Origin of the sequence: Pseudorhodobacter aquimaris (genome assembly GCF_001202025.1) — a bacterium.
Lineage (GTDB): Bacteria > Pseudomonadota > Alphaproteobacteria > Rhodobacterales > Rhodobacteraceae > Pseudorhodobacter > Pseudorhodobacter aquimaris.
This window is the reverse complement of record NZ_LGHS01000072.1, coordinates 117,263-140,668: the sequence shown is the minus strand read 5'-3', so window position 1 is coordinate 140,668 and position 23,406 is coordinate 117,263. Positions and strand designations below refer to the sequence as shown.

Sequence of the window (23,406 nt, the reverse complement as noted above, 5' to 3'; positions counted from 1 at the left end):
CATATCGCCTGCCGTTATGCGTTATAGGGGCGTTTCTTAGGCGTTGGCTTCGCGTATTTTTTCGGCAGCTTCTTTGTTGAAGGGCACGCCTTGGGTTTCCAGCATCTGGTCCAGCTCACCGTTCAGTGTCATCTCGGTGATGATGTCACATCCGCCGACAAACTCACCTTTGACGTAAAGCTGGGGAATGGTCGGCCAATCCGAGAAATCCTTGATGCCTTGACGAATATCAGCATCTTCCAGCACGTTCACATCTGAAAACTCGACGCCCATAAAGTTCAAAACACCGGCCACACGAGAGGAAAAGCCGCATTGTGGCGCCTCTTTGGTGCCCTTCATGAATAATACGACATTATTCGCGTCGATCAGGCCTTGGATTGTTTCTTTTGCGTTTGTCATAGTCTGATTTCCTGTTCTTGCGGCGGAAAAGATGTATCAATCCGGCGCTTTGGTGGTAAGGGCCAATGCATGTAGTTCACCATTCGCACCATCCATCTTGCCCTTGAGGCTTGCATAGACCGCGCGCTGTTGTTGCACCCGGTTCTTGCCCTTAAAGCTGGCGTCGATCACCTCCGCGGCCCAGTGGTTCCCGTCACCGGCAAGGTCGGTGATGGTGATCTGCGCATCCGGAAAGCTTTCCCGGATCAAATTTTCGATATCCTGCGCTTGCATTGGCATATGAATTCTCCTGTCTTCACGTTCAATCTAGGCGGGGGCGCGCAATGCTTCAAGGTGGATCACCACCCGCGCGCACCCGGCCCCAGAATTACCCGCCAATCGCGCGCTCAAAGGCAGTCCGGTATAGGGTCGAAAGCGCATTCAGGCTTGTGGCAATAGACCCAAAACCGACATTCTCCCCGCCAAATTGCCCGACTTGTTTCACCGGCACCCCGGCCTTTTCGCCCGCAGCAATCAGTGCGGCGGCATCGGCCACATCGCAGGCAACCAGATAACGCGCCTGATCTTCGGCAAAGAGTGTGGTCACGGATTCGCTTTCCAGCCAGAGACCGATCTTGGCGGATTCGGCCATCTCAAAGGCGGAAAGGGCAAGGCCGCCGTCGCTCAGATCGGTCGCAGCATGCAGCAAGTTTTTGTTTTCACGCAGGAATTCACCGTGTTTACGCTCTGCCGCAAGGTCCACTGGCGGGGCGTCGCCGCCCTCGATGCCAAAGGCCTCGGCCAGAAGGGCGGATTGCCCCATATGGCCGCGGGTTTCCCCGATCACCAATGCCATATCGCCGTTTTGCGGCAGGCCTGCGATCATATCGTCGGCACTGGCCAAAATTCCCACCGCACCGATGGTCGGCGTGGGCAGAATACCCGTGCCGTCAGTCTCATTGTAAAGCGAGACGTTGCCCGACACGATCGGCATATCCAATGCAGCAACCGCCGCGCCGATACCTTTGATCGCGCCGACAAGCTGGCCCATAATCTCGGGCTTTTCGGGGTTGCCGAAATTAAGGTTATCCGTTGTCGCCAAGGGGGTGGCCCCCACGGCACAAAGGTTGCGGTAAGCCTCGGCCACGGCTTGTTTGCCGCCCTCAAAAGGGTTGGCCATGACATAGCGCGGGGTCACATCGCTGGTGAAAGCCAGCAGTTTTGGCGTGCCATGCACCCGTACCACACCGGCGCCAAGGCCCGGCGCGCGCACGGTATCGGCCATGACCATGCTGTCATACTGCTCATAGACCCATGCTTTATGCGCATAGTTCGGGCTGCCGATCAGGGCACGCAGACCGTCCATTGGATCGATTTTAGGGATGTCGCCCAATGGCTTGGCAGCGGGTGTTTCCACCCACGGACGGTCATATTCCGGCGCCGAGGAGGCCAGTTTTGAAAGCGGCAGATCCGCCACAACATCATTGCCATGCAGGATCAGGAAGCGATCTTCTGGAATGGTTTCGCCGACAATGGCGAAATCGAGATCCCATTTCACAAAGACCTCCCGCGCCTCAGCCTCCAGTTCGGGGTTGAGGACCATCAGCATGCGTTCTTGCGATTCCGAGAGCATCATCTCGTAGGCGGTCATATTGGCTTCGCGCTGCGGCACATCGCTAAGTTGCAACTTGATGCCCAGCTTTCCCTTATCGCCCATCTCCACGGCAGAACATGTCAGGCCAGCGGCACCCATGTCCTGAATAGAGATCACGGCACCGGTCGCCATCAGCTCCAGACAGGCCTCAAGCAGACGTTTTTCGGTAAAGGGGTCGCCGACTTGAACCGTGGGGCGTTTTTCTTCAATTGTGTCGTCGAATTCGGCCGAGGCCATCGTGGCCCCGCCAACACCGTCACGCCCGGTTTTGGCCCCCAGATAGACGACAGGCATGCCCACGCCCGATGCGACCGAGTAAAAGATCTTATCAGCATCGGCCAGACCAGCGGCAAAGGCGTTCACAAGGCAGTTGCCGTTATAGCTGCTGTGGAAACGGACCTCACCGCCAATGGTAGGCACGCCAAAAGCGTTGCCATAGCTGCCAACGCCTTCGACCACGCCCTTGACCAGATGCGGGGTTTTGGGGTGCGAGGGCAGGCCAAAGCTGAGCGCATTCATCGCGGCGATCGGGCGGGCGCCCATGGTAAAGACATCGCGCAGGATGCCGCCGACGCCGGTCGCGGCCCCTTCATGCGGTTCGATATAGGAGGGGTGGTTGTGGCTTTCCATCTTGAAAATCACAGCCTGACCATCGCCGATATCGACAACGCCCGCATTCTCACCGGGGCCGCAAATCACCTGAGGTCCGGTGGTCGGCAGGGTGCGCAGCCATTTCTTGGACGACTTATAGGAGCAATGCTCATTCCACATGGCCGAAAAGATGCCAAGTTCGGTAAAGCTCGGCTCTCGTCCGATGATTTCCAGCAAGCGGTCATACTCATCAGGCTTGAGGCCGTGAGCGGCGATTAGTTCTGGCGTGATTGCGGGTTCGGTCATGGCAATTCCCCATCGGCTCATTGTTGCCGCGTCCATATGGCAAACTGCGGTCAAGGGGAAGTGCAAAGGGCGCGGGGGGCGCGTGATAAGCGCTATTTGCCAAAGGAAGAGCCGATTTCCTCGCTTGCCGAGCGGCGGCAGACAAAAAAAGGGCCGAGCTTACGCTCGGCCAAGTCCAACAGGGAGGTATGAAAGTAGCAAGAGCTAATCATTGCCGCTTCCATGATGATCAGATAGGCCCGCATCCGTCGTCGTGCAAGGGGGGTGGCTACCTGTGTGGCGAATGGCCGCTATGTGTTTATTGCATGGCTGGCGCGGCGCAAATATCCGCAAATTGCGGATCAACTCTTTACAAGTTCCAATTCGCGCTGCTGTTTGCGGTAGGCAAAAATCTCTTCGGTTACAAAGTCCCGGAATACAGCGACGCGCTTGGAGGTCCGCAGCTCTTCTGGATAGGCAAGAAATACCGGTACTTCGCCTGATTCGACCTCTGGTAGAACGCGAACGAGGTTAGGAAAGTCCTCGGTCAGGTAATCGGGCAGAACGCCAATACCCAGATGTGACAAAACCCCTTGCAATACCCCGAAATAGTTATTCACTGTCAACAGAGACGGGATGTCATAGGCCAGAATTTTCTGTGTCAGCGAGGCACCCGCAGCGACCTGCGCCGCAGCGGTATTCTGGCAGATCAGGCGATGTTGCGAGAAATCCTCGATCACGTCTATGGGTCCGGATTGCGCAAGATATTCCGGCGTCGCATAAAGCCGCATCCGGATATTCATCAACCGTCGCCGGATCAGATCGGCCTGATTGGGTTCCTTCATGCGGATGGCCACATCGGCCTCACGCATCGGCAGGTCCAGCACGCGCTCTTCAAGCATAAGGTGGATTTTCAGACCGGGGTATTTTGCATAGAGTTTGGGCAGGCGCGGGGCGAGCCAGAGCGTGCCAAAGCCGGTTGCCGTTGTGACGCGCAATTCCCCGAATATTTCATCCTCACTGTCGCGAATGCGCGCGGCAGTTGATTCGAGGCGTTTGACCATGGATTTGGTTGCGTCGAACAACAGCTCGCCTTGCTCGGTCAAGATCAACCCGCGCGCGTGGCGGTGAAAGAGGGTGACATCCAAGCTTTCTTCAAGAGATCTCACTTGCCGCGAGACAGCAGATTGTGACAGGTGGAGTACGTCACCAGCATGGGTCAGGCTGCCGGCATCGGCAACCGCATGAAATATTCTTAGCTTGTCCCAATCCATCTTGGTACTCTTCCTTATTTTGCGCAGAATACCACGACCTGCGTGAACTATCGACCGTCATTGGTGAATAAAGGTTTAATGTGGCAAATACTTTCTGCTTGGTAGGTCATAGTTTTTGACCTATATTGGGTGTATCAGCATTGTGGGAGGACGGCCATGGGCAAGCATGAAGTTTCATTGAATGATCGGCTGGATTTAACCAAATCGCCGGTGCTTATGAACGGAACACAGGCGCTGGTCCGATTGATGCTGATGCAAAAGGCGCGCGACAAGGCCGCAGGGCTGAATACCGCGGGCTTGGTTACGGGCTATCGCGGGTCGCCGCTTGGTGCGGTGGACCAGCAGATGATGCGCGCCGAAAAGCTGTTGCAGGCCGCCGACATTACCTTTCAGCCGGGTTTGAATGAGGATCTGGCCGCGACTGCGATCTGGGGTTCTCAGCAGGCAGAGCTGCGCGGGCAGGGCCGTTTTGACGGTGTGTTCGGCCTTTGGTACGGCAAAGGGCCGGGGGTGGATCGCTCTGGTGATGTGATGCGCCACGCCAACCTTGCGGGCACCTCACGCCATGGCGGCGTGATCATGGCCTTGGGCGATGATCATACGGGCGAAAGCTCCACCACCTGTCATCAATCGGAATGGGCGGCGGTGGATGCCTCTATTCCGGTGCTTTCTCCGGCGGGGGTGCAGGAAATTCTTGATTACGGATTGTACGCCTATGCTTTGTCACGGTTTTCGGGGCTTTGGACGGGTCTGAAACTGATGAAAGATACCGTCGAGGCGACGAGCGTGGTTGATGCGCGGCTTGATCGGATGCAGTTTGTGACGCCCGATTTTATGATGCCGCAAGGTGGGCTGAACATACGTCTTGCCGATCATTGGGTGCCGCAAGAAGAGCGCCTGGTGAACCACAAACGCTTTGCCGCCGAGGCGTTTTCGCGGGCCAACAGCATGGACCGCCGGGTTTGGGGCAAGCCGGGCGCGAAAATTGGGCTGGTGGCGGCGGGCAAGAATTGGCTGGATCTGGTTCATGCGCTGTCATTGCTGGGAATTGATGAGGCCGAGGCCGAGCGCCTTGGCATCACCACCTATAAGGTCGGGCAGCCTTGGCCGCTGGATATGCACAGCTTTCACGACTGGGCCGACGGGTTGGACCTGATCATCGTGGTCGAGGAGAAGCGCAAGCTGATCGAGGTGCAGATCAAGGAATCGATTTTCGATGACCGGCGCGGGCGGCGTGTCTGGGGCGGGCGCAAGGGTTCGCCTGAGGCTGAGGTGCTGTTTCCGGTGCCGATGTCGCTGGATCCGGTGATGATCGCGCGTAAGCTGGGCGGGATATTTGTCGACGAAGGACGCGGCACGGACAGGTTGAAGGACGCCCTGCAACGTCTTGATCAGGTAACGAAATCCGATAATGCAGAGGATATCGCCGCGCGTTTGCCCTATTTCTGTTCGGGCTGTCCTCATAACACCTCTACGCTTTTGCCGGAGGGGGCGCGTGCGGGGGGCGGCATCGGCTGTCATACCATGGCGCTCTGGATGGATCGCGGGACGTCGGGGCTGACGCAGATGGGCGGCGAGGGCATGTCCTGGGTTGGTGAGGCACCGTTTTCCAAGACCGAACATGTGTTCCAGAACCTTGGCGATGGCACCTATAACCACTCTGGTATCCTTGCCATTCGCGGGGCTTTGGCCGCAAAGACCAATATCACCTATAAAATCCTTTATAATGATGCGGTTGCCATGACCGGCGGTCAGGATAATGAGGGTGATCTCGACGCCTACCGTATCGTCGCAGAGGTGCAGGCCATGGGTGTGGAAAATATCGCAGTGGTCTATGATCCGAAAGAGGCGGTGAACCTGTCACTCTTTCCGTCTTCGGTGCAAAAATACACACGTGATGCGATCATCGAAGTGCAAGAGAAGTTTAGCAAGATCAAAGGTGTGTCGGTCATTGTTTATATCCAGACCTGTGCGGCCGAAAAGCGTCGTCGGCGCAAGCGGGGTCTGTTCCCCGATCCGGACAAGCGGGTGTTTATCAATACCGATATCTGCGAAGGCTGCGGCGATTGCGGGGTGCAGTCGAACTGTGTGTCAATCGTTCCGGTAGAAACCGAATTGGGGCGCAAGCGGGCGATTGATCAATCATCCTGTAACAAGGATTATTCATGTGTTTCAGGGTTTTGCCCGTCCTTCCTAACGTTAGAGGGGGCAAAGGTCAAAAAGGCCGCGACGGCGCAGATTGATCTGCCTGATTTGCCGGATCCCGCTCTGCCGCTCATTAAGGGGACCTATAACGTTGTGATCACTGGCGTTGGCGGCACCGGTGTGGTGACTGTGGGCGCGATCTTGGCGATGGCGGCGCATGTCGATGGCAAAGGTGCCGGTATGATGGAAATGGCGGGGCTGGCGCAAAAGGGCGGTGCGGTGCATATCCATTGCCGTCTTGCGGAAAACCCGGCCGATATCTCTGCCATCCGCGTGGCTGTTGGTGAGGCCGATGCCGTGATCGGCGGTGATTTGGTGGTCAGCGCGGGGGCCAAGACCCTTGGGCTGATGACATCGGGGCGCACGGGGGCTGTGGTTAATAGCCACGAGATCATCACCGGAGAGTTCACGAGAAATACAGAATTTATCATTCCTTCCGATAGGTTGCAGCTGTCTCTTGAGGCGCGATTAAAAGATCGTGTGGTCTTCTTTGATTCGACCGAACTGGCAAGAGCCACGCTTGGCGACAGCATTTATTCCAATATGTTGGTTTTCGGCGCCGCATGGCAGCGGGGCCTTATTCCGCTGCCACTGGAGGCGATAACTGCGGCGATTACCCTGAATGGTGCAGGACCGGAACGTAATTTACGGGCGTTTTCTTTGGGCCGTTGGGCTGTGGTTCATCCGGAAGAGGTTGCCAAAATTCTTGCCCCCCAGTCGCCCGAAGCCGTTGATCCCATCGCTTTCCGGCTTGCGCATCTTCACGCTTATGGGGATGCAGGGCGGGTTGCCAAGTTTGAAAACTTGTTGGCTCAGGCACCGGAACCCTTGCGGGGAAGCGTGGCAAAAGGGTATCATAAGCTGTTGGCAATCAAGGATGAATATGAGGTTGCGCGGTTGCATCTGGAAAGCATGGACCAAGCGCGCGCCGAGTTTGATGGCAATTTGAAGCCGACGTTCCATCTGGCGCCGCCCTTTATGCCGGGGCGCGATGCTTTGGGGCGGCCGAAAAAACGCGCTTTCGGGCCGTGGATTGTTCCCTTGTTCCGGATGTTGGTCGGGATGCGTCGCCTGCGTGGCAAGTGGTATGATCCCTTTGGTCGATCTGCTGAACGCCGTATTGAGCAGGCGCTGATTGCCGAATATGAAGCCGATATGCGTGAGATATTTGACAGTTTTGATCCTGAAAAGATACATATTGCCAATGCATTGGCCGAACTTCCTCTGACAATTCGTGGCTTTGGTCCTGTCAAACATGCAAATGCGGTGAAAGCCGCCGCGACCCGGGCGCAGTTGCTTGACGATTGGCGCAAGGGGGTGGATGGTCCTTTGCTGGCCGCAGAGTAATCCGGCTCTTTCACAACGCCACGCGCAGGCGTATGGTCGCCGGATTGGATCAACTCCAGACACGAGGGCGATTATATGGCGGTTGGGGTTTTCGACAGCGGGCTGGGCGGGTTGACGGTGCTGGATGCGCTGGTGAAACGCATGCCGGATCAGGCGTTTATATATTTGGGCGATAACGCGAATGCGCCCTATGGCACACGGACGTCTGAGGATATTTTCAATCTGACCTGTGCCGCGACGGAACGGCTGTGGGAAGAGGGCTGTGATCTGGTGGTTTTGGCCTGCAATACGGCCTCGGCGGCGGCGCTCAAACGGATGCAGGAAACATGGTTGCCCGCTGACAAACGGGTTTTGGGTGTTTTCGTGCCGATGATTGAGGCTGTGACCGAACGCCAATGGGGCGACAATTCCCCCCCGCGCGAGGTGGATGTAAAACACATCGCGCTTTTCGCAACCCCTGCCACCGTGGCCAGCCGCGCTTTTCAGCGCGAGCTTGCCTACCGTGCCATCGGTGTTGATGTCGAGGCACAGCCCTGCGGTGGCCTTGTTGACGCGCTGGAGCAAGGCGATGAAATGCTGGCGGAAGCGCTGGTGCGGTCACATGTTGAGGCCCTTATGCGACGGATGCCCCAACCTGATGCGGCGGTTCTTGGTTGTACGCATTTCCCCTTGGTGGAAAAGACCTTTGCCGAAGTTTTGGGACCAAGCGTGAAAGTGTTCTCGCAGCCCGATCTGGTTGCCGCCGCCCTGTCGGATTATCTGGAACGACATCCGGGCATGCGCGGGGCCGGAAAGGTTTCCCGTTTCCTGACCACTGGCGATCCGGCGCGGGTCGGGAATAAGGCCACACAATTCTTGCGTCGTAAAATTAGTTTTGAAGCGGCCTGAAGCCTGCTACCATACGCCCCATGTCCCGATGCGCCTAATGTGGTAAGCTTAGGGGTGAACGCATACACAGTGGTGGTACGATATGAAGAGCCTGAAAAAGAAACGCCGGATTCAAGTTATTCTGTTGGCTTTTATAGCGCTGGGTCTTTCTACGGGCCTTATTGGCTATGCGATGCGGGATGGAATCAATTTCTTTCGCGCCCCTGCACAGGTGGTGTCTGACCCGCCGGCGGCCACGGAAACCTTTCGTCTGGGGGGATTGGTTGAAGAAAATTCACTTACCCGCGGACAGGGCGAGACCATCACCTTTCGCGTGACGGATGGGGCTGCGACGGTGCCCGTTGCCTTCACTGGTATCTTGCCGGATCTTTTCGCCGAGAATCAGGGGATGATCGGGACCGGGAAATTGGTAGAGGGCGTGTTTGTTGCCAGCGAAATTCTGGCCAAACATGATGAAACCTATATGCCCAAAGAGGTTATAGACGCGTTGAAAGATCAGGGCGTTTATCAGGCACCGAGCGGTTAATTTCCGCGCTGTTAAGCGTTGCTAACACAATCTGAGCCTCATGCCGGGGAATATACTCCGGCACGGAGGCAAGATTATGCAGAAATTTCTCAAAATATACCGTTCGGGTATGCCCGTTGATTGCGTCGGCGGGGTGGCAGTATGGCGCTGATGCCTAGTCTTTTTAGCGGGGCGGCTGCTGCGTCGATTCTGGGACAGGCCGCAAGGGGTGTGTCAGAGATGCTTAGCTCCTCGGGCAGGCAGTCGGGTGGGTCGCAGGAGGTCTATGCCGATCCCGGCTTTGGCTGGTTTGACCGGATGGTCAACGGGTTGAACCGCTTGCCGCGCCCGTTTTTGGCCTTTGGCACCTTGGGGCTGTTTGTCTATGCCATGGTCGAGCCGGAGAGTTTTGGTAAGCGGATGGTGGGGCTCAACCTTGTGCCAGACCCGCTTTGGTGGCTTTTGGGGGCCGTGGTCGGTTTCTATTTCGGCGCCCGTGAGGCCTATTATTTCCGCCGTGCGAGGCCGGTTGGCGCGCCGCCTCAAGATGTGGCCGCGCCACCGCTGGATCTCCAGGACAAAGGCTGATCCGCACTTTTGCTGGATGAAAAACATGCTCTGCCCTGCCATGAGGTGCGGCAGGGCATTGACCAAGGGCTTCCCCTCTGGCATCCCATCAGGGATCCAAAGGACGGAACCGATGAACCTTTTTTCTGATATTCGCACGCTGGTCATTAGCGAGATTGAGGCAATGATGGCGGTGGGCGATCTGCCTGCCGGGCTGGAGCTGGGCGCCGTTGCCGTCGAGCCACCGCGCGATGCAACCCACGGCGATATGGCCACCAATGCCGCGATGGTTCTGGCAAAACCTGCCAAGCTGCCGCCGCGCGCGATTGCCGAAAAACTTGCTGCACGGCTGGCGGCTGACGGGCGGATTGCCGATGTGCAAGTCGCGGGGCCGGGGTTCTTGAACCTGACACTGGTGCCTTCGGTCTGGGCGGGGCTGCTGACCTCGGCACTGAAATCCGGTGATGCCTTTGGCCGTGCCGCGATCGGGGCGGGGATCAAGGTCAATGTGGAATTTGTCTCGGCCAATCCGACCGGCCCGATGCATGTGGGCCATGTGCGCGGCGCTGTCTTTGGCGATGCGCTGGCACGGCTTTTGGCCTTTGCGGGCTATGATGTGACCCGTGAATATTACATCAACGATGGCGGCGCGCAGGTTGATGTGCTGGCCCGCTCGGCCTTTGAGCGCTACCGCGAAGCCTTGGGGCAAGAGCCCGAAATCCGCGAAGGTCTTTACCCCGGTGACTACCTGATTCCGGTGGGTGAGGCGATGAAGGCCAAATGGGGCGACAGCCTTTTGGGCCAACCCGAAGAGGTCTGGCTGCAAGATGTGCGGTTGTTCGCGACCGAGATGATGATGCAGATGATCCGCGATGATCTGGCGCTGTTGGGCGTTGAGATGGATGTCTATTCATCAGAAAAAGCTCTGTATGGCACCGGCCAGATCGAGGCTGCGATCAACACCCTGCGCGAGATGGGCCTGATTTATGAAGGTACGCTGGAGCCGCCAAAGGGCAAGCTGCCCGAAGATTGGGAAGCACGTGAGCAGACCTTGTTCCGCTCTACCGCGCATGGCGATGATGTGGACCGTCCGGTGATGAAATCGGATGGGGCATGGACCTATTTCGCGCCCGATATTGCTTATCATTACAACAAGGTACAGCGCGGCTTTGACCAGCTGATCGATATTTTCGGTGCCGATCACGGTGGTTATGTCAAGCGGATGAAGGCGGCGGTCTCGGCGCTCTCGGGCGGGCGTGTGCCGCTGGATATCAAGCTGGTTCAGCTGGTGAAACTCTGGAAAGACGGCGAGCCCTTCAAGATGTCCAAACGTGCGGGCACCTTTGTTACCCTGCGCGATGTGGTGGAACAGGTCGGCCCCGATGTGACCCGGTTTGTGATGCTGACCCGCAAGAACGACGCCCCGCTTGATTTCGATTTCGCCAAGGTGATGGAGCAATCCAAGGACAATCCGGTGTTCTACGTGCAATATGCCAATGCACGGATCAACTCGGTGATGCGCAAGGCACAGGCGACGGGGATCGATGTGTCGGATGCGACACTGGCGGGTCTGGATCTGGGCGGGCTGTCCCATCCGGCCGAAATTGCCATGGCCAAGAAGATCGCGGAATGGCCGCGTCTGGTGGAAATTGCCGCCCGTGGAAATGAGCCGCACCGCGTTGCCTTCTATCTCTATGATCTTGCTGCGGATCTGCATGGATTGTGGAATCGCGCCAAGGATGAGCCGGATTTGCGCTTCATTCAGGACGATCCTGCAACAACTCAGTCTAAAATTGCACTCGCACGGGCCACGGGCGTTGTGATTTCTGCGGGTCTCGCTATTTTGGGCGTCACTCCGGTTGAGGAAATGCGCTGACAAAAGCGTCCCTGCCGGTGTGAAACAGGCAAGACAGCGGGGCAACTGACGCCCCCGCAGTGAGGCAAGAGCATGGCAGACGTAGAATTCGACGGGTTCGATGGTGAATTTGGCACCCCGAATGGCATGGGCGCGCGAACGGCGCGGCTGATTGGCATTGCGGGGGCGGCAACCTCTATCGCTTTGGTTATAGGGCTTGGATATTGGGGTTACCGCCTTGCGGTGCGCGATATGACCGGTATTCCGGTGGTGCGTGCAATGGAAGGCCCGATGCGGGTGGCACCTGAGGATCCGGGCGGCGTTATAGCCAGCAATCAGGGGCTTTCGGTGAATGCTGTGGCCGAGGATGGTGGTATTTCTGCCCCGGCGGACCGTCTGATCCTTGCCCCCGAGCCGGTTGGCCTGACCGAGGATGACACCACATTGGCTGCGGCAACCGGCGCAGAGCAGCCTGCGGATGAGGGCATAACCTTAGACGCCGATACGGATATCAACGCTTTGGCTGACAGGCTTGCTGCGGGATCGGTGGCCTTGTCTGCCGATACAGCCACCCCTACAGAGGTCGCGCCGGAACCGGCATTCCAGTTGCCAAAAGGGGCATTGGCCCAGTCGCCACGCCCGCGTGCGCGGCCGTCAAATGTTGTAACCTTGGCAAGTGCCCCCGTTGTAACAGAAGTTTCCGGAGAAGATCTGGCATCGGGGACACGCTTGGTACAGCTTGGCGCCTTTGACAGTGTCGAGATTGCGCGCAAGGAATGGGATCGTCTCGCTGGAAGGTTCGCTGATTTGCTGGCGGGGAAAACCCGTATCGTACAAGCGGCGAAAAGTGGCGGGCGCACATTCTACCGCCTGCGGGCCGCAGGTTTTGACAATGAGGCAGATTCGCGTCGTTTCTGTTCTGCCTTGGTGGCCGAACGCGCTGCTTGCATCCCTGTAGCTGTGCGATGACAACGGGCGCGACCGTCCTCGGCTGTGCGGGCACCACTCTTTTGCCCGAGGAAGCGGCGTTTTTTCGCAAGGCAGACCCTTGGGGGTTTATCCTTTTTGCTCGTAATGTCTTGGATCCGGCGCAGTTGCGCCGTCTGACGGCTGAGTTGCGGGAGGCCGTGGGCCGGGATGCGCCGGTGTTTGTCGATCAGGAAGGTGGGCGGGTGCAGCGGTTACGCGCGCCGCATTGGTCGGAATGGCTGGCCCCACTGGACATGGTGCAAATGGCGATGGCCGCAGCAGAACCGGGGCAGGAGGAGGCCACTGCCTGCCGCGCAATGGCGCTGCGCTATCGCTTGATCGCCGCTGAATTGCGCGGCGTGGGGATTGATGTGAATTGCGCGCCTTGTCTTGATGTTGCCTCGGCCGAGACGCACGCATTTTTGCGCAACCGTTGCTTTGCCGAAGATCCCGCGCTGGTGGCCGCTTTGGGGCGTGCTGCGGCGGATGGGCATTTGGCGGGCGGTGTTTTGCCGGTGATCAAACATATGCCAGGCCATGGGCGTGCCAATCTTGACAGCCATAAGGCCTTGCCCCGCGTCTCTGCCCCGCGAGAGGTGCTGGAGAGCCATGATTTCGTCCCCTTCCGCGCATTGCGTGACCTGCCGATCGCGATGACGGCGCATATCATCTATGACGCGATTGATGGTGAAAATCCGGCGACGACCTCTCCCGTGATGTTGGAATTGATGCGGCGTGAGATCGGTTTTGAGGGGCTGCTGGTTTCGGATGACCTGTCGATGAATGCACTGGCGGGCAGCCTCGGGGATCGGGCGGCGGCGGCCATTGCCGCGGGTGTCGATATCGCACTGCATTGCAACGGCGATATGGCCGAGATGGCGCAGGTGGTCGAGGCTGCAGGGGTATTGACACCCGCCGCGCGCGCCCGTTGTGACGCGGCGCTTGCGCTGCGGATTGAGCCGCAAACAGTCGATATCGCGGCCTTGCGTGCCGATCTTTCCGGTCTTGTGAACGGATAGCGCATGACGCAGGACGCGACAGAGGAACAGCAAAGCGTTGCCAACCGCTTGGCCGCAGAGGCCTTGATCGTCGATGTCGACGGTTTTGAAGGCCCGCTTGACCTACTGCTCAGCCTGTCACGCACGCAAAAGGTCGATCTGCGCCGGGTTTCGGTGTTGCAACTGGCCGAGCAGTACCTGATGTTCTTCAACAAAGCCAGTGCCTTGCGGATCGAACTTGCCGCGGATTATCTGGTTATGGCGGCTTGGCTTGCCTATCTCAAATCCCGTCTTTTGCTGCCCCCTGATCCCAGTGATGAAGGCCCCAGCGCCGAAGATCTCGCCGCCCATCTGGCCTTTCAGCTGGAACGTCTGCAAGCGATGCGCGAGGCGGCTGCCCAGCTTATGGCCCGCGATCAAAAGGGGCGGGATTTCTTTGTGCGCGGCTTGCCCGAAGATGTGACGCGCCGCAAACAGATCAACTATTCCGCCAGTCTGATGGACCTTATGCAGGCCTATTCCCGTATTCGGACCCGCGATGATTTCCGCCCCTTTGTCATGGACCGTAACAATGTGTTCACGATGGAGGAGGCATTGGACCGGCTGCGCGGCCTGCTGGGCTATGCGGGCGAATGGACAGATTTGACCAGCTGGCTGCCGACCGGATGGGAGACGAGCGCCACGCGCCGCCGTTCGGCCACCGCTGCGCATTTTGCCGCCATTCTGGAACTGGCAAAAGGCGGGCAGCTTGAAATCCGGCAGGGAGAGACCTTCGCACCGATCCAGGTCCGCAAACGTGATGGGGGGCAACCATGACCGAGAACGACAGCCTTTTCGCAACCCCGCCACTGGCCGAGCAAGAGCGCATGGTCGAGGCGATCCTGTTTGCCAGCGCCGAACCCTTATCGCTGGCCGAGATCTCTGCGCGGCTGCCGCATGGCACTGACGGGGCAGAGGCCTTGGCAAGCCTGCGCCGTCGCTATGAGGGGCGCGGTGTCCATCTGGTAAAGGTCGGTGATGCCTATGCGTTTCGCACCGCCCCCGATCTGGGCCATCTGATGTATCAAGAACGGGTAGAGACGCGTAAACTCTCGCGTGCCGCGATCGAAACCCTTGCGATTATCGCCTATCACCAACCCGCCACCCGCGCCGAGATTGAGGAAATCCGCGGCGTGGCCGTGTCTCGCGGTACGGTTGATCAGTTGATCGAACTGGAGTGGGTGCGTTTTGGCCGCAGACGGATGACGCCGGGCCGCCCGGTGACATTCGTGGTAACAGAACAGTTCCTCGATCACTTCGGGCTTGAATCCGCGCGTGACCTGCCGGGGCTCAAGGAGCTGCGCGCCGCCGGATTGCTCGACAATCGCCCCGGTTTCGTCACATCCCCGGTGCAGGATGAAGATGAGGACACCCCCGAGGGGCAAAGCGAGTTATTCGAGGATTGAGCCAATGCAGGAGATCACCCTGCGCTTGGACTGTTGGGGGCGATCAGGCGGGCATCTGAAAATGTTTTGAGAGCTTAAGCCCCTGGCCCTGATAGTTGGAGGCGATGCCGCTGCCATAGAGCGCTTGCGGTCGTGCCGCCATCCGCTCATAGACCAGACGCCCGACGACCTGCCCATGCTCCAGCACAAAGGGTGCCTCGTGACAGCGTACCTCCAGCACGCCGCGTGATCCTGCACCGCCCGCCTCTGCCCAGCCGAAACCGGGATCAAAGAAGCCGGCGTAATGCACACGAAACTCCCCCACCATGGCAAGATAGGGGGCCATCTCGGCGGCGTAATCGGGCGGGATGGTTACGGCTTCGCGGCTGACGAGGATATAGAACGCGCCGGGATCAAGGATGATATGGCCATCGCGACTGCGCACATCCTCCCAGAAATCGCGGGCGGGGTAATGGCCAATCCGGTCCAGATCGATCACACCGGTATGTGGCTTGGCGCGAAAGCCGACCAGATCATCCGTACCCGCCTGCAAATCAACCGAAAAGCCAAGCCCTTCGGAAATCATCGCAGGCCCCGACACCAGGGGAGAGGCCTGATGCAGGGCCGAAAGCGCGCTATCATCCAGAACGGCTTGGCCCGCGCGAAAGCGGATCTGGTTCAGGCGCATGCCGGGGCGAACCAAAACGGAAAAGCTGCGCGGGCAGACCTCGGCATAAAGCGGGCCTTTATATCCGGGTGCGATGCGGTCAAACTCGACCCCGCCATCGGTGATGGTCCGCGTCAAAAGATCCAGCCGCCCGGTTGAGGATTTGGCGTTGGCCACCGCCGTCAGATCCGCAGGCAGGGCCAGATGTTCCATCAAGGGGATGACATAGACGCAGCCCTTTTCCAGCACCGCCCCCCCCGATAAATCAACGCGGTGCATCTCGAATTCAGCGATCCGTTCAGCCACGGTGCGGCCATGCCCTGCAAGAAAAGAGGCGCGCACCCGGTAAGCGACCATGCCCAAACGCAAATCGAGGCTGGCGGGTTGAATTTGATCTTGTTGCAGGGCGGGGCTGGCAGAGATTGCGCCCGTATCGATCAGGCCGAGCAGGCTTTGTGAGGGTAGAACTCCGGTCATCATCAACTCCTTTGCGCGCCTGCCTATGCCGGATACGAAACCGCCCGCGCCTGTCTGGAACAGGGCGGGCGGTATTCGAGAATGGTCGGGCTAGCGAGATTCGAACTCACGACCTTCCGTCCCCCAGACGGACGCGCTACCATGCTGCGCCATAGCCCGATACAGTGGCTTTCATAGTGATATTTAGGGCAGGGGCAAGCACGAAAACACCATTTTGTTGAAATTAGCGTCGTGGCACGCGACCGAGATCACCAACACGATTGCGTAAGGCCTTCAACCGTTGAAAAATTGCCGCCGCTTCTGCTGTTTTCCCGACAAAGGCATCTTTACGCACCCTGCGAAGATCTGTGGCAAGCCAGTGGGTGTGGATCTCTGCCGTTTCTGGAAAGGGTGGGGGCAGGGGGCGTGGCGTGTCTTTTGCGGTGACCTCAATTTCTTGTGAGGCTTGCGTAGCCTCCGCGGCCTTGCTGTCGGCGGCTGCCGGTCTTAGCGGCTCGGGGAAGGGAAGCTCGGGGGCGCTTGATGCCTCTTTCACCACTGTAGGCTCTGGCGCGGGGTCCTGCATAGTTTCCGGGGCTGTTTCAGCCGGTTGCGGAAACAAGGGGATCGGCGCCGAGGATTTAACCGGCGTTGCATCGATAACATCGGCAAGGAAATCGGCTTCCTCATCCTCAGCGATGCCGGAGACATAGCGCACACCTTGTTCCCGAAGCACCTTCTGAACCCCGCGAATCGTCAGCCCCTCGTCATGGAGCAACCGACGAATGCCTGACAAAAGCGCCAAATCCTCGGGGCGGTAATAGCGCCGTCCCCCGGCACGTTTGACCGGCTTGATCTGTGGAAAGCGGCTTTCCCAAAAACGCAAGACATGCGCGGGGGTTTCCAATATTTCGGCCACTTCGCTGATTGTGCGAAAGGCATCCGGCGATTTCGTCATCGGTCTTCCTTAGGATTCAGATCTTGCCACCGGCCGCAACGCGATCTTTCATCAGATGCGAAGGGCGGAAGGTCAAGACGCGGCGGGGGCTGATTGGCACCTCATCCCCGGTTTTGGGGTTGCGGCCAATGCGGGCCGTCTTGTCACGAATCGAGAATGTCCCGAACGAAGAGATTTTTACGGTCTCACCTGCGGCCAATGCGTCCGAGATATGAAGCAACACGCTTTCAACCAGACTGGCAGATTCGTTGCGCGACAGGCCAACCTCACGAAACACGGCCTCGCTCAGGTCCATACGCGTTAGAGTTTTTTCAGTCATGACACATCCCCCGAAGTTTTGCAAAAAGGATGCGTGTTTTAAAAAGCCAAGTCAATATCAAAGGCTTGTGCGGTGCAGTTGCAGGCTACATTCGTGTAAACAAGCGGATTACCAGCGCAGAACTGCCGATCCCCACGCGAGACCGCCGCCGATCGCCTCAACCACCAGCAAATCGCCTGTCTTGATCTGGCCGCGCTGATGCCCGACCGAAAGCGCAAGCGGGATAGAGGCCGCAGAAGTATTGCCATGGTCCTGCAAGGTCACCACAACGCGCTCCATAGGCACATCCATGCGCGCGGCGGTGGCGGCGATGATGCGCAGATTGGCCTGATGGGGGACGATCCAATCAACATCCTGTCCGCTTAGCCCGATTTTGGCAAGCGCGGTTTCGGCGGTTGATGCAAGCTTTTCAACGGCTTGGCGAAAAAGCTGATTGCCCTGCATCCGCAGCTTGCCCGATTCGCCTGTGGTCGAAACTCCGCCGTCGACATAGAGCATCTCGCGGTAGCGCCCGTCGGAGTTCAGATCGGATGACAAAACGCCACGGTCAGAAACCTTTCCGGTTCCTTCCTCGGCCGCAAGAACCAACGCGCCGGCACCATCGCCAAACAGCACACAGGTGGAGCGATCCGACCAATCCATGATCCGGCTAAAGGTCTCGGCCCCGATCACCAGAATGCGCTGTGCCTGGCCCGATAGGATCATCGCATTCGCCGTCGTGAGGGCAAAGACAAACCCCGCACAGACCGCCTGCACATCAAAGGCGAACCCGTGGTTCATGCCCAGTTTGCCCTGCACCATCGTGGCGACAGAAGGGAAAGTCAGATCGGGCGTAGAGGTGGCAAGGATAATCGCATCAATATCATCCACCGACAGCCCGGCGTGTTCCAGCGCCTTGACCGCCGCCTTATGCGCCATATCAGAGGTGGTTTCCCCCTCGGCGGCAAAGTGGCGGCGCTCTATCCCCGAGCGGGTGCGGATCCATTCGTCGGATGTTGCCAGCGTTGCCTCAAATTCCGAATTGGGAACCACGCGTTCCGGCAAATAATGCCCGACGCCTTTTACAACGGCTCTTAACGTCATATGTCCCCACTCTCACCAAGGTCTCGGGCCTCATCCTGCCTTGCCTGCCCTGCAGATGCAACGCGTGCGGCAAGTCTTTCGTTGAAACCTGATTTGGCAAGATCGAAGGCCAGTTTGATTGCAGCCGATACACCGGTTGCATCTGCCGATCCGTGGGATTTTACGACGGTGCCATTCAGGCCCAGAAAAACGCCACCGTTCACGCGGCGCGGGTCCATCCGTTTTTGCAAACGCCGCAGCGCACCGATGGCAAAAACCGCAGCGATTTTTGTCAGAAAACTGCCAGTAAAGGCTTCGCGCATGAAATCTGCAAGCAGCTTGGCCGTACCCTCACCGGTCTTTAGCGCGACATTGCCGCTGAAGCCGTCGGTTACGATAACATCCACGCGCTCGCCGGGAATGTCGCCGCCCTCAACAAAGCCGACAAAATCGAAATCGCCAACAGCCGCCACCGCGGGCATCATCTCATAGGCTTGTTTAAGCTCTGGCCGGCCTTTGTTTTCCTCGGTCCCGACATTGAGCAAGCCTACGCGCGGCCGCATCAGGTTCAACCCGTTGCGGGCATAAGATGCGCCCATCGTGGCAAATTGTACAAGATCTTCGGGGTCAGCTTTGACATCGGCGCCGACATCCAGCATCACATTGAACCCGCCCGCATTGCGGGACGGCCAAAGGCAGGCGATCGCAGGCCGGTTTACGCCAGGAAGTTTGCGCAGCCGGACCATGGAAATGGCCATCAGCGCGCCGGTATTGCCGCAAGACACCGCCACGGTTGCCTCGCCCTGCTTCACGCTTTCGATACAAGACCACATAGAGGTGCCTTGACCGTTACGCATTGCCTGACTGGGCTTGTCTTCCATCGAGATGATTCGTGCGGCGTGGCGCAACACACAGCGCCCCGAAAGCTCGGGGTGTTTGGCGACCAAAGGTGCCAGAACCGCCTCATCCCCATGCAGGATGAACGCGATGCGTGGATTTTTATGTGCCGAAAGGACAAGGCCCGCGACAACAGAGGCGGGACCGCGGTCACCGCCCATGGCGTCAACGGAAATAACAATTTGCCCCGCAGTCTGCCCGTCAGGACCCTGTTCGGCCTCTGCCGGGATGTCGGGGCTAATCGTCATGCCTCAGAACAATGACAGACGGCTTACGCCGCGTCCTCGTCCAGATCGATCTCTTCGGCCGATGCGACGACTTCGCGTGCATCGTAATGGCCACAGGCACCACAAACATGGTGAGGGCGCTTCAACTCACCGCAGTTTGCGCATTCGGCAGGGTTTGCCGCGACCAATGCGTCGTGGGAACGGCGCATGTTGCGACGGGATTTGGTAACTTTGTTCTGCTGGACAGCCATGTCACAACCTCGGTCTTTAGAGGGCAATGCCCTGATTTTCTTTGGGGATCTGGCACTGTCCCAAAGTGTTGGGTGTGCGTGAACCACTCTCAATATCTCGAAGCGCGGAACATACTGCGATTCTGTCCGCGCGCAAGTCCTTTCTTGTCATGCCATGCAGGCAGGCTCAAGCTTCGTTTTCGTCGTCATCGTCATTATCGGGCTCTTTGCCCTGCTCCAGCTTGGCTTTCAGCCCCGCAAGCCCGGCAAAAGGTTTAAGATCGCCGTCGCGCAGGGGTGTTGTGCCGGGGGCTGCGAATTGCGCATCCTCAAGAACGGCACCCGGCGCGCGGGGAAAAGCGGGCAGGGCAAGCGAGAGCGCCTCAACCGTGACATGGCCCAGATCGATCACCTCGCCCAAAGCCTCCATGCTGTCATCTTCGGGCATTTGCATCTCTTCGCCCTCGGTCTCTTTCCAGTCGGCTAGAAAGACGCGCAGCACCTCTTCCTTGATCTCGGTGACGACAGGGGCAAGGGTGATGGAACAGGCCTGTTCGGCGCTTGCCTCCAGCATTGCATGCAAGGTGAAATCATGCCGCCCTTTTGGCCGGATCTCACCGGTCAGGCGCAGCTTGGCGATGGCGTTGATCCCGAGGTATTGCGCGATCTGCGCCCGCATCGCGGCATCCGGTGCCAGATCGAAACGGTTCGGCTTGCGATTGGACAGGCCCGCCACGCGCAGTTCTTCGCTAAACGGGATCGGGGCAATCCGGTAGTCGGGCCGGGAATCGGGGCGCTTGTCATTGTTTTGTGTCATCATGTCTCTTTCGGTTTACCATGTCAGGGGGGCAAAGCCGCCGGCAGGTTGCGTTCCTTTCTTGAACAAAAGCCCATCCTTCTGTAAGCCAAGGGGAACGCCGGAATTCCGGATCGGGATACGGGGCTTCGCCCCTATAGGCAAGAGGGTGCGATGGAAGTGCAGGCAAGCAAGGTGAAGGCGCGGCTAAACGGGTTGCTCATGGCGGGATCGATTCTGGTGCTGTCTGCCTGTTCCGCGATTTACCGCGATCATGGTTATGTGCCGATGGATGCCGAACTGGAGTCGGTTCAGGTCGGTGCCTCAAGCCGTGAGGATGTGGCCGAGATGGTTGGCCGCCCTTCTGCTGCGGGGCTGCTGGATGACAGCGGTTGGTACTACGTTCAAAGCAGGTTCAAACATGTCGGTCCTATGAAGCCCGAGGAGATTGACCGGCAGGTCGTTGCGATCAGCTTCAACCAAAGCGGTATCGTTGAGAATGTCGAACGCTTTGGCCTGGCCGAAGGGCGTGTGGTGCCCTTGTCGCGCCGTGTGACCGAGACAAATATCAAAGGGATCAGCTTCTTGCGTCAGCTCTTTAGCAACGTAGGCCGTGTGCAGGCCGGTGATTTCCTGGGTGAGTAAACCCACAGCCGGATATTGAACAAAGGAAGATGCGGTGGGGCAGCTGCGCAAGGGGCGCTATTTGGTCCGCGAAGCGGCGGGGCCAGATGATCTGGACCGTGTCCTTGCATTACGCGCGCTCTGTTTCCGGCCCTCGGATCAAGACAATTTCGACCAACGCTGCACCCATGTTCTGGTTGAGGATACGGGCACTGACACTCTGGTTTGTTGTTTCCGGATGCTGTCGATGGCAGCCAGCGATATATCGCACAGCTATTCTGCGCAGTTTTATGACCTGAAACGACTCGCTCTTTATCAGGGGCCTTTGCTGGAACTGGGCCGCTTTTGCATCCACCCGATGCGCCATGACCCGGATATATTGCGGGTAGCCTGGGCGTGGCTTACGGCGCGGGTTGATGCGGAAGGGATCGCGGTCTTGTTTGGCTGCACCTCTTTTACGGGGGCGGTGGCAGAACCGCATCTGGATGCTTTCGCCTATCTAAACACTACACATCAAGCGCCGCCCCAATGGCGGCCCGGTGTCAAAGCGGGCGAGGTGTTTGATTTCGCTTTGGGACTGGAGGGGCGCGGGCAGAATGCCCTGCAAGTCAGGGCAACGATGCCGCCTTTATTGCGCAGCTATCTGGCGATGGGGGGCTGGGTCAGCGATCATGCTGTCTTTGATCGGGATCTGGACCGGATGCATGTGTTTACCGCAGTAGAGATCGCGGCGATCCCGCCCGTGCGCGCCAATTTGCTGCGCGCATGGACCAAGGACGGGACTGAAGGGCAAGTTCCTTAACGGTTCCTCAGGCGGGATAATCCAATTCATCCCTTAGCAGGCTGCTGAAGAAGTCTGCGGGGCGGAACGGTTTCCCTTGCGGAGGCTGTCGGCATTCCGTGTTGCGCCGTTCCATGTTGCAAGCATGCGTGCCCTGATACCGTATGTCATGTTATGCCGCCAGCAGCCGTGGAAGTCGGGCCAGATTGTTGGCGGCCATCGTCAGGATGAAGCGGGATCGCACCCGTTCGACGCCGCGATAGACGGTCTGGGCCATTCCGCCGACAGTCTTGGCCCAGCCGAAGGCCTCCTCGATCCGCTTGCGGTGCTTGATCGAAAGGGCATAGCCCTCGTGCCGGGTGGTGCGGCCGTCGATCGCTGAATGTCGTGACTTCTGCGCGACGTGGGGCGTGACACACGACTGGCGCAGGTCGGCGACGAACTCGGCCGCGTCGAACCCCTTGTCGGCCCCGAGCGTCAAACGTCGGGTCGACCCGGGGGAATGGCGGTGGATCATGTTCAATGCTGCGCGCCGTTCGGCATGGCCGTCCGCCTGGGTCAGGTCACCCTGCACGATCAGACCATTACGGTTCTCCATCAGCGCATGCCCGATGAAGCACAGCATCGCCCCGGTGCCGGGAGACTTCTTGTAGAGGCGCGCCTCCGGGTCGGTCGTCGAGGCATGGGTAGCGTTGGAACGCCTCTCGCCCCGGAAATCGACTTCGGGGTTGCGGTTCTGGCGAGCGGGGCGGGGCATCGGGATGGTCTCGGATTGGGTTTGTTCGGCTTGATTGTCAGAGGCGGTGTCGGGTCCGGGCAGATCACCTGGCCCTTCATCGTCGGGCGGCGTGCTCATCGGTTTTGGCTGGAAACTCTTCATCGAGGCCCAAGCTTTGACCAGCGTGCCATCGACCGAGAAATGCTCGTCCGACAACAGCGGCGCCACTTCGCGATGCGCCAGGATCGCCGTCATCACCTTGCGCGACATCTCGGTGCTCAGCAGCCGGTCGCGGTTCTTGGTGAAGACCGTCGGGACCCAGACGGGATCGTCGATGCCGAGGCCCACGAACCAGCGGAACATCAGGTATACTGCATCTGTTCCATCAACTGCCGCTCCGAGCGGACCGAAAACAGGATCTGGATCAGGCTCGCCCGGATCAACCGTTCCGGCGCGATCGAGGGGCGCCCAAAATCGGTGTAGAGCGCCTCGAACTCGGCATCGAGACTGGCCAGCGCCTCGTTGACCACCCGCCGGATCTTGCGCAGCGGGTGCCGCGCAGGGATGCGCTCTTCAAGATCGACATAGCTGAACAGCGACCCGCTCGTCTCGTCCGTCCCGCGCATCATCACCTCCACCCTTGTCGTGCAAAGAGTGAATCATGTTCCTAACACCGGGTCGAGGGCTGACTTCTTCAGCTGCCTGCTAGATAGAGGCCCAGTCACGAAAGA

22 protein-coding genes, 1 tRNA gene and 1 pseudogene are annotated in these 23,406 nt (G+C 58.7%); 11 read left to right on the top strand and 13 right to left on the bottom strand.

Going from position 1 to position 23,406, the window contains the following annotated elements:
* Positions 1-36: 36 nt before the first annotated feature.
* From grxD to AKU94_RS16220, 4 genes are all read right to left on the bottom strand, one after another.
* Positions 37-399 carry a Grx4 family monothiol glutaredoxin gene (gene grxD, locus AKU94_RS16235; protein WP_050528302.1) on the bottom strand — a complete coding sequence of 121 codons (363 nt, stop codon included), beginning with the start codon at positions 397-399 and terminating at the stop codon, positions 37-39.
* Positions 400-435: 36 nt separating this feature from the next.
* Positions 436-678, bottom strand: a complete 243-nt coding sequence (locus tag AKU94_RS16230) for a BolA family protein (RefSeq protein WP_050528301.1) — start codon at positions 676-678, stop codon at positions 436-438.
* Positions 679-766: 88 nt separating this feature from the next.
* Positions 767-2,929 (bottom strand): phosphoribosylformylglycinamidine synthase subunit PurL, encoded by a 2,163-nt coding sequence (gene purL / locus AKU94_RS16225; RefSeq protein WP_050528300.1) that lies wholly within the window; start codon positions 2,927-2,929, stop codon positions 767-769.
* A gap of 341 nt (positions 2,930-3,270) precedes the next feature.
* Positions 3,271-4,182 carry a LysR family transcriptional regulator gene (locus AKU94_RS16220; RefSeq protein ID WP_050528299.1) on the bottom strand — a complete coding sequence of 304 codons (912 nt, stop codon included), beginning with the start codon at positions 4,180-4,182 and terminating at the stop codon, positions 3,271-3,273.
* Positions 4,183-4,338: 156 nt separating this feature from the next.
* On the opposite strand from AKU94_RS16220, the gene AKU94_RS16215 reads away from it, so the two are divergent.
* The 9 genes from AKU94_RS16215 to scpB all read left to right on the top strand — a co-directional run bounded on the left by AKU94_RS16215 (position 4,339) and on the right by scpB (position 14,961).
* Positions 4,339-7,734 carry an indolepyruvate ferredoxin oxidoreductase family protein gene (locus AKU94_RS16215; protein ID WP_050528298.1) on the top strand — a complete coding sequence of 1,132 codons (3,396 nt, stop codon included), beginning with the start codon at positions 4,339-4,341 and terminating at the stop codon, positions 7,732-7,734.
* 75 nt (positions 7,735-7,809) lie between these two features.
* The gene (gene murI / locus AKU94_RS16210; protein WP_050528297.1) at positions 7,810-8,622 is read left to right on the top strand and encodes a glutamate racemase; all 813 of its coding nucleotides are present in this window, start codon (positions 7,810-7,812) and stop codon (positions 8,620-8,622) included.
* 82 nt (positions 8,623-8,704) lie between these two features.
* Positions 8,705-9,148 carry a cytochrome c maturation protein CcmE gene (gene ccmE / locus AKU94_RS16205; RefSeq protein WP_050528296.1) on the top strand — a complete coding sequence of 148 codons (444 nt, stop codon included), beginning with the start codon at positions 8,705-8,707 and terminating at the stop codon, positions 9,146-9,148.
* 141 nt (positions 9,149-9,289) lie between these two features.
* Positions 9,290-9,715 (top strand): holin family protein, encoded by a 426-nt coding sequence (locus tag AKU94_RS16200; RefSeq protein ID WP_050528295.1) that lies wholly within the window; start codon positions 9,290-9,292, stop codon positions 9,713-9,715.
* Positions 9,716-9,827: 112 nt separating this feature from the next.
* On the top strand, positions 9,828-11,570 hold the full coding sequence (argS, locus tag AKU94_RS16195; RefSeq protein WP_050528294.1) for an arginine--tRNA ligase: 1,743 nt from the start codon (positions 9,828-9,830) through the stop codon (positions 11,568-11,570).
* Positions 11,571-11,642: 72 nt separating this feature from the next.
* On the top strand, positions 11,643-12,518 hold the full coding sequence (locus tag AKU94_RS16190) for an SPOR domain-containing protein (protein ID WP_050528293.1): 876 nt from the start codon (positions 11,643-11,645) through the stop codon (positions 12,516-12,518).
* On the top strand, positions 12,515-13,537 hold the full coding sequence (gene nagZ / locus AKU94_RS16185; RefSeq protein WP_050528292.1) for a beta-N-acetylhexosaminidase: 1,023 nt from the start codon (positions 12,515-12,517) through the stop codon (positions 13,535-13,537). Before AKU94_RS16190 ends, nagZ begins: the two co-directional genes overlap by 4 nt.
* Positions 13,538-13,540: 3 nt before the next feature.
* Positions 13,541-14,332 carry a segregation and condensation protein A gene (locus AKU94_RS16180; protein ID WP_050528291.1) on the top strand — a complete coding sequence of 264 codons (792 nt, stop codon included), beginning with the start codon at positions 13,541-13,543 and terminating at the stop codon, positions 14,330-14,332.
* Positions 14,329-14,961, top strand: coding sequence for an SMC-Scp complex subunit ScpB (gene scpB, locus AKU94_RS16175; protein ID WP_050528290.1), 633 nt, complete (start codon positions 14,329-14,331; stop codon positions 14,959-14,961). Before AKU94_RS16180 ends, scpB begins: the two co-directional genes overlap by 4 nt.
* Positions 14,962-15,004: 43 nt before the next feature.
* Here the strand turns inward: scpB and AKU94_RS16170 are convergent, their stop codons facing one another.
* The 8 genes from AKU94_RS16170 to AKU94_RS16135 all read right to left on the bottom strand — a co-directional run bounded on the left by AKU94_RS16170 (position 15,005) and on the right by AKU94_RS16135 (position 20,573).
* Complete coding sequence (locus AKU94_RS16170) at positions 15,005-16,084, bottom strand: 2'-deoxycytidine 5'-triphosphate deaminase (RefSeq protein ID WP_050528289.1); 1,080 nt, start codon at positions 16,082-16,084, stop codon at positions 15,005-15,007.
* Positions 16,085-16,166: 82 nt separating this feature from the next.
* Positions 16,167-16,243: transfer RNA gene (locus AKU94_RS16165), tRNA-Pro, on the bottom strand.
* Between the two features lie 64 nt (positions 16,244-16,307).
* A complete protein-coding gene (locus AKU94_RS19370; RefSeq protein ID WP_083445101.1) occupies positions 16,308-17,021 on the bottom strand; it encodes a MerR family transcriptional regulator in 714 nt (237 codons plus the stop codon).
* 16 nt (positions 17,022-17,037) lie between these two features.
* The gene (gene ihfA, locus AKU94_RS16155; RefSeq protein ID WP_050528288.1) at positions 17,038-17,340 is read right to left on the bottom strand and encodes an integration host factor subunit alpha; all 303 of its coding nucleotides are present in this window, start codon (positions 17,338-17,340) and stop codon (positions 17,038-17,040) included.
* A gap of 108 nt (positions 17,341-17,448) precedes the next feature.
* Positions 17,449-18,423 (bottom strand): beta-ketoacyl-ACP synthase III, encoded by a 975-nt coding sequence (locus AKU94_RS16150; RefSeq protein ID WP_050528287.1) that lies wholly within the window; start codon positions 18,421-18,423, stop codon positions 17,449-17,451.
* Positions 18,420-19,547 carry a phosphate acyltransferase PlsX gene (gene plsX, locus AKU94_RS16145; RefSeq protein WP_083445100.1) on the bottom strand — a complete coding sequence of 376 codons (1,128 nt, stop codon included), beginning with the start codon at positions 19,545-19,547 and terminating at the stop codon, positions 18,420-18,422. The genes AKU94_RS16150 and plsX overlap by 4 nt, the downstream gene beginning before the upstream one ends.
* Positions 19,548-19,570: 23 nt before the next feature.
* On the bottom strand, positions 19,571-19,777 hold the full coding sequence (rpmF, locus tag AKU94_RS16140; protein ID WP_050528286.1) for a 50S ribosomal protein L32: 207 nt from the start codon (positions 19,775-19,777) through the stop codon (positions 19,571-19,573).
* Positions 19,778-19,943: 166 nt separating this feature from the next.
* Positions 19,944-20,573 carry a YceD family protein gene (locus tag AKU94_RS16135; protein ID WP_050528337.1) on the bottom strand — a complete coding sequence of 210 codons (630 nt, stop codon included), beginning with the start codon at positions 20,571-20,573 and terminating at the stop codon, positions 19,944-19,946.
* Between the two features lie 153 nt (positions 20,574-20,726).
* On the opposite strand from AKU94_RS16135, the gene AKU94_RS16130 reads away from it, so the two are divergent.
* Both AKU94_RS16130 and AKU94_RS16125 read left to right on the top strand, forming a co-directional pair.
* The gene (locus AKU94_RS16130; RefSeq protein ID WP_050528285.1) at positions 20,727-21,197 is read left to right on the top strand and encodes an outer membrane protein assembly factor BamE; all 471 of its coding nucleotides are present in this window, start codon (positions 20,727-20,729) and stop codon (positions 21,195-21,197) included.
* 34 nt (positions 21,198-21,231) lie between these two features.
* On the top strand, positions 21,232-21,978 hold the full coding sequence (locus AKU94_RS16125; protein WP_050528284.1) for a GNAT family N-acetyltransferase: 747 nt from the start codon (positions 21,232-21,234) through the stop codon (positions 21,976-21,978).
* Between the two features lie 151 nt (positions 21,979-22,129).
* On the opposite strand, the pseudogene AKU94_RS16120 reads toward AKU94_RS16125, so the two are convergent.
* Positions 22,130-23,301, bottom strand: a pseudogene (locus AKU94_RS16120) (IS5 family transposase).
* Between the last annotated feature and the right edge of the window lie 105 nt (positions 23,302-23,406).

What these genes read in the sequence shown, in the direction of transcription:
- AKU94_RS16170 (WP_050528289.1), bottom strand. Translation starts at nt 16,084, where the DNA reads ATGACCGGAGTTCTACCCTCACAAAGCCTGCTCGGCCTGATCGATACG.
- ihfA (WP_050528288.1), bottom strand. Translation starts at nt 17,340, where the DNA reads ATGACTGAAAAAACTCTAACGCGTATGGACCTGAGCGAGGCCGTGTTT.
- argS (WP_050528294.1), top strand. Translation starts at nt 9,828, where the DNA reads ATGAACCTTTTTTCTGATATTCGCACGCTGGTCATTAGCGAGATTGAG.
- rpmF (WP_050528286.1), bottom strand. Translation starts at nt 19,777, where the DNA reads ATGGCTGTCCAGCAGAACAAAGTTACCAAATCCCGTCGCAACATGCGC.
- AKU94_RS16190 (WP_050528293.1), top strand. Translation starts at nt 11,643, where the DNA reads ATGGCAGACGTAGAATTCGACGGGTTCGATGGTGAATTTGGCACCCCG.
- murI (WP_050528297.1), top strand. Translation starts at nt 7,810, where the DNA reads ATGGCGGTTGGGGTTTTCGACAGCGGGCTGGGCGGGTTGACGGTGCTG.
- AKU94_RS16230 (WP_050528301.1), bottom strand. Translation starts at nt 678, where the DNA reads ATGCCAATGCAAGCGCAGGATATCGAAAATTTGATCCGGGAAAGCTTT.
- plsX (WP_083445100.1), bottom strand. Translation starts at nt 19,547, where the DNA reads ATGACGATTAGCCCCGACATCCCGGCAGAGGCCGAACAGGGTCCTGAC.
- grxD (WP_050528302.1), bottom strand. Translation starts at nt 399, where the DNA reads ATGACAAACGCAAAAGAAACAATCCAAGGCCTGATCGACGCGAATAAT.
- nagZ (WP_050528292.1), top strand. Translation starts at nt 12,515, where the DNA reads ATGACAACGGGCGCGACCGTCCTCGGCTGTGCGGGCACCACTCTTTTG.
- AKU94_RS16130 (WP_050528285.1), top strand. Translation starts at nt 20,727, where the DNA reads ATGGAAGTGCAGGCAAGCAAGGTGAAGGCGCGGCTAAACGGGTTGCTC.
- AKU94_RS16150 (WP_050528287.1), bottom strand. Translation starts at nt 18,423, where the DNA reads ATGACGTTAAGAGCCGTTGTAAAAGGCGTCGGGCATTATTTGCCGGAA.
- purL (WP_050528300.1), bottom strand. Translation starts at nt 2,929, where the DNA reads ATGACCGAACCCGCAATCACGCCAGAACTAATCGCCGCTCACGGCCTC.
- AKU94_RS16220 (WP_050528299.1), bottom strand. Translation starts at nt 4,182, where the DNA reads ATGGATTGGGACAAGCTAAGAATATTTCATGCGGTTGCCGATGCCGGC.
- scpB (WP_050528290.1), top strand. Translation starts at nt 14,329, where the DNA reads ATGACCGAGAACGACAGCCTTTTCGCAACCCCGCCACTGGCCGAGCAA.
- AKU94_RS16200 (WP_050528295.1), top strand. Translation starts at nt 9,290, where the DNA reads ATGGCGCTGATGCCTAGTCTTTTTAGCGGGGCGGCTGCTGCGTCGATT.
- ccmE (WP_050528296.1), top strand. Translation starts at nt 8,705, where the DNA reads ATGAAGAGCCTGAAAAAGAAACGCCGGATTCAAGTTATTCTGTTGGCT.
- AKU94_RS16215 (WP_050528298.1), top strand. Translation starts at nt 4,339, where the DNA reads ATGGGCAAGCATGAAGTTTCATTGAATGATCGGCTGGATTTAACCAAA.
- AKU94_RS16135 (WP_050528337.1), bottom strand. Translation starts at nt 20,573, where the DNA reads ATGACACAAAACAATGACAAGCGCCCCGATTCCCGGCCCGACTACCGG.
- AKU94_RS19370 (WP_083445101.1), bottom strand. Translation starts at nt 17,021, where the DNA reads ATGACGAAATCGCCGGATGCCTTTCGCACAATCAGCGAAGTGGCCGAA.
- AKU94_RS16180 (WP_050528291.1), top strand. Translation starts at nt 13,541, where the DNA reads ATGACGCAGGACGCGACAGAGGAACAGCAAAGCGTTGCCAACCGCTTG.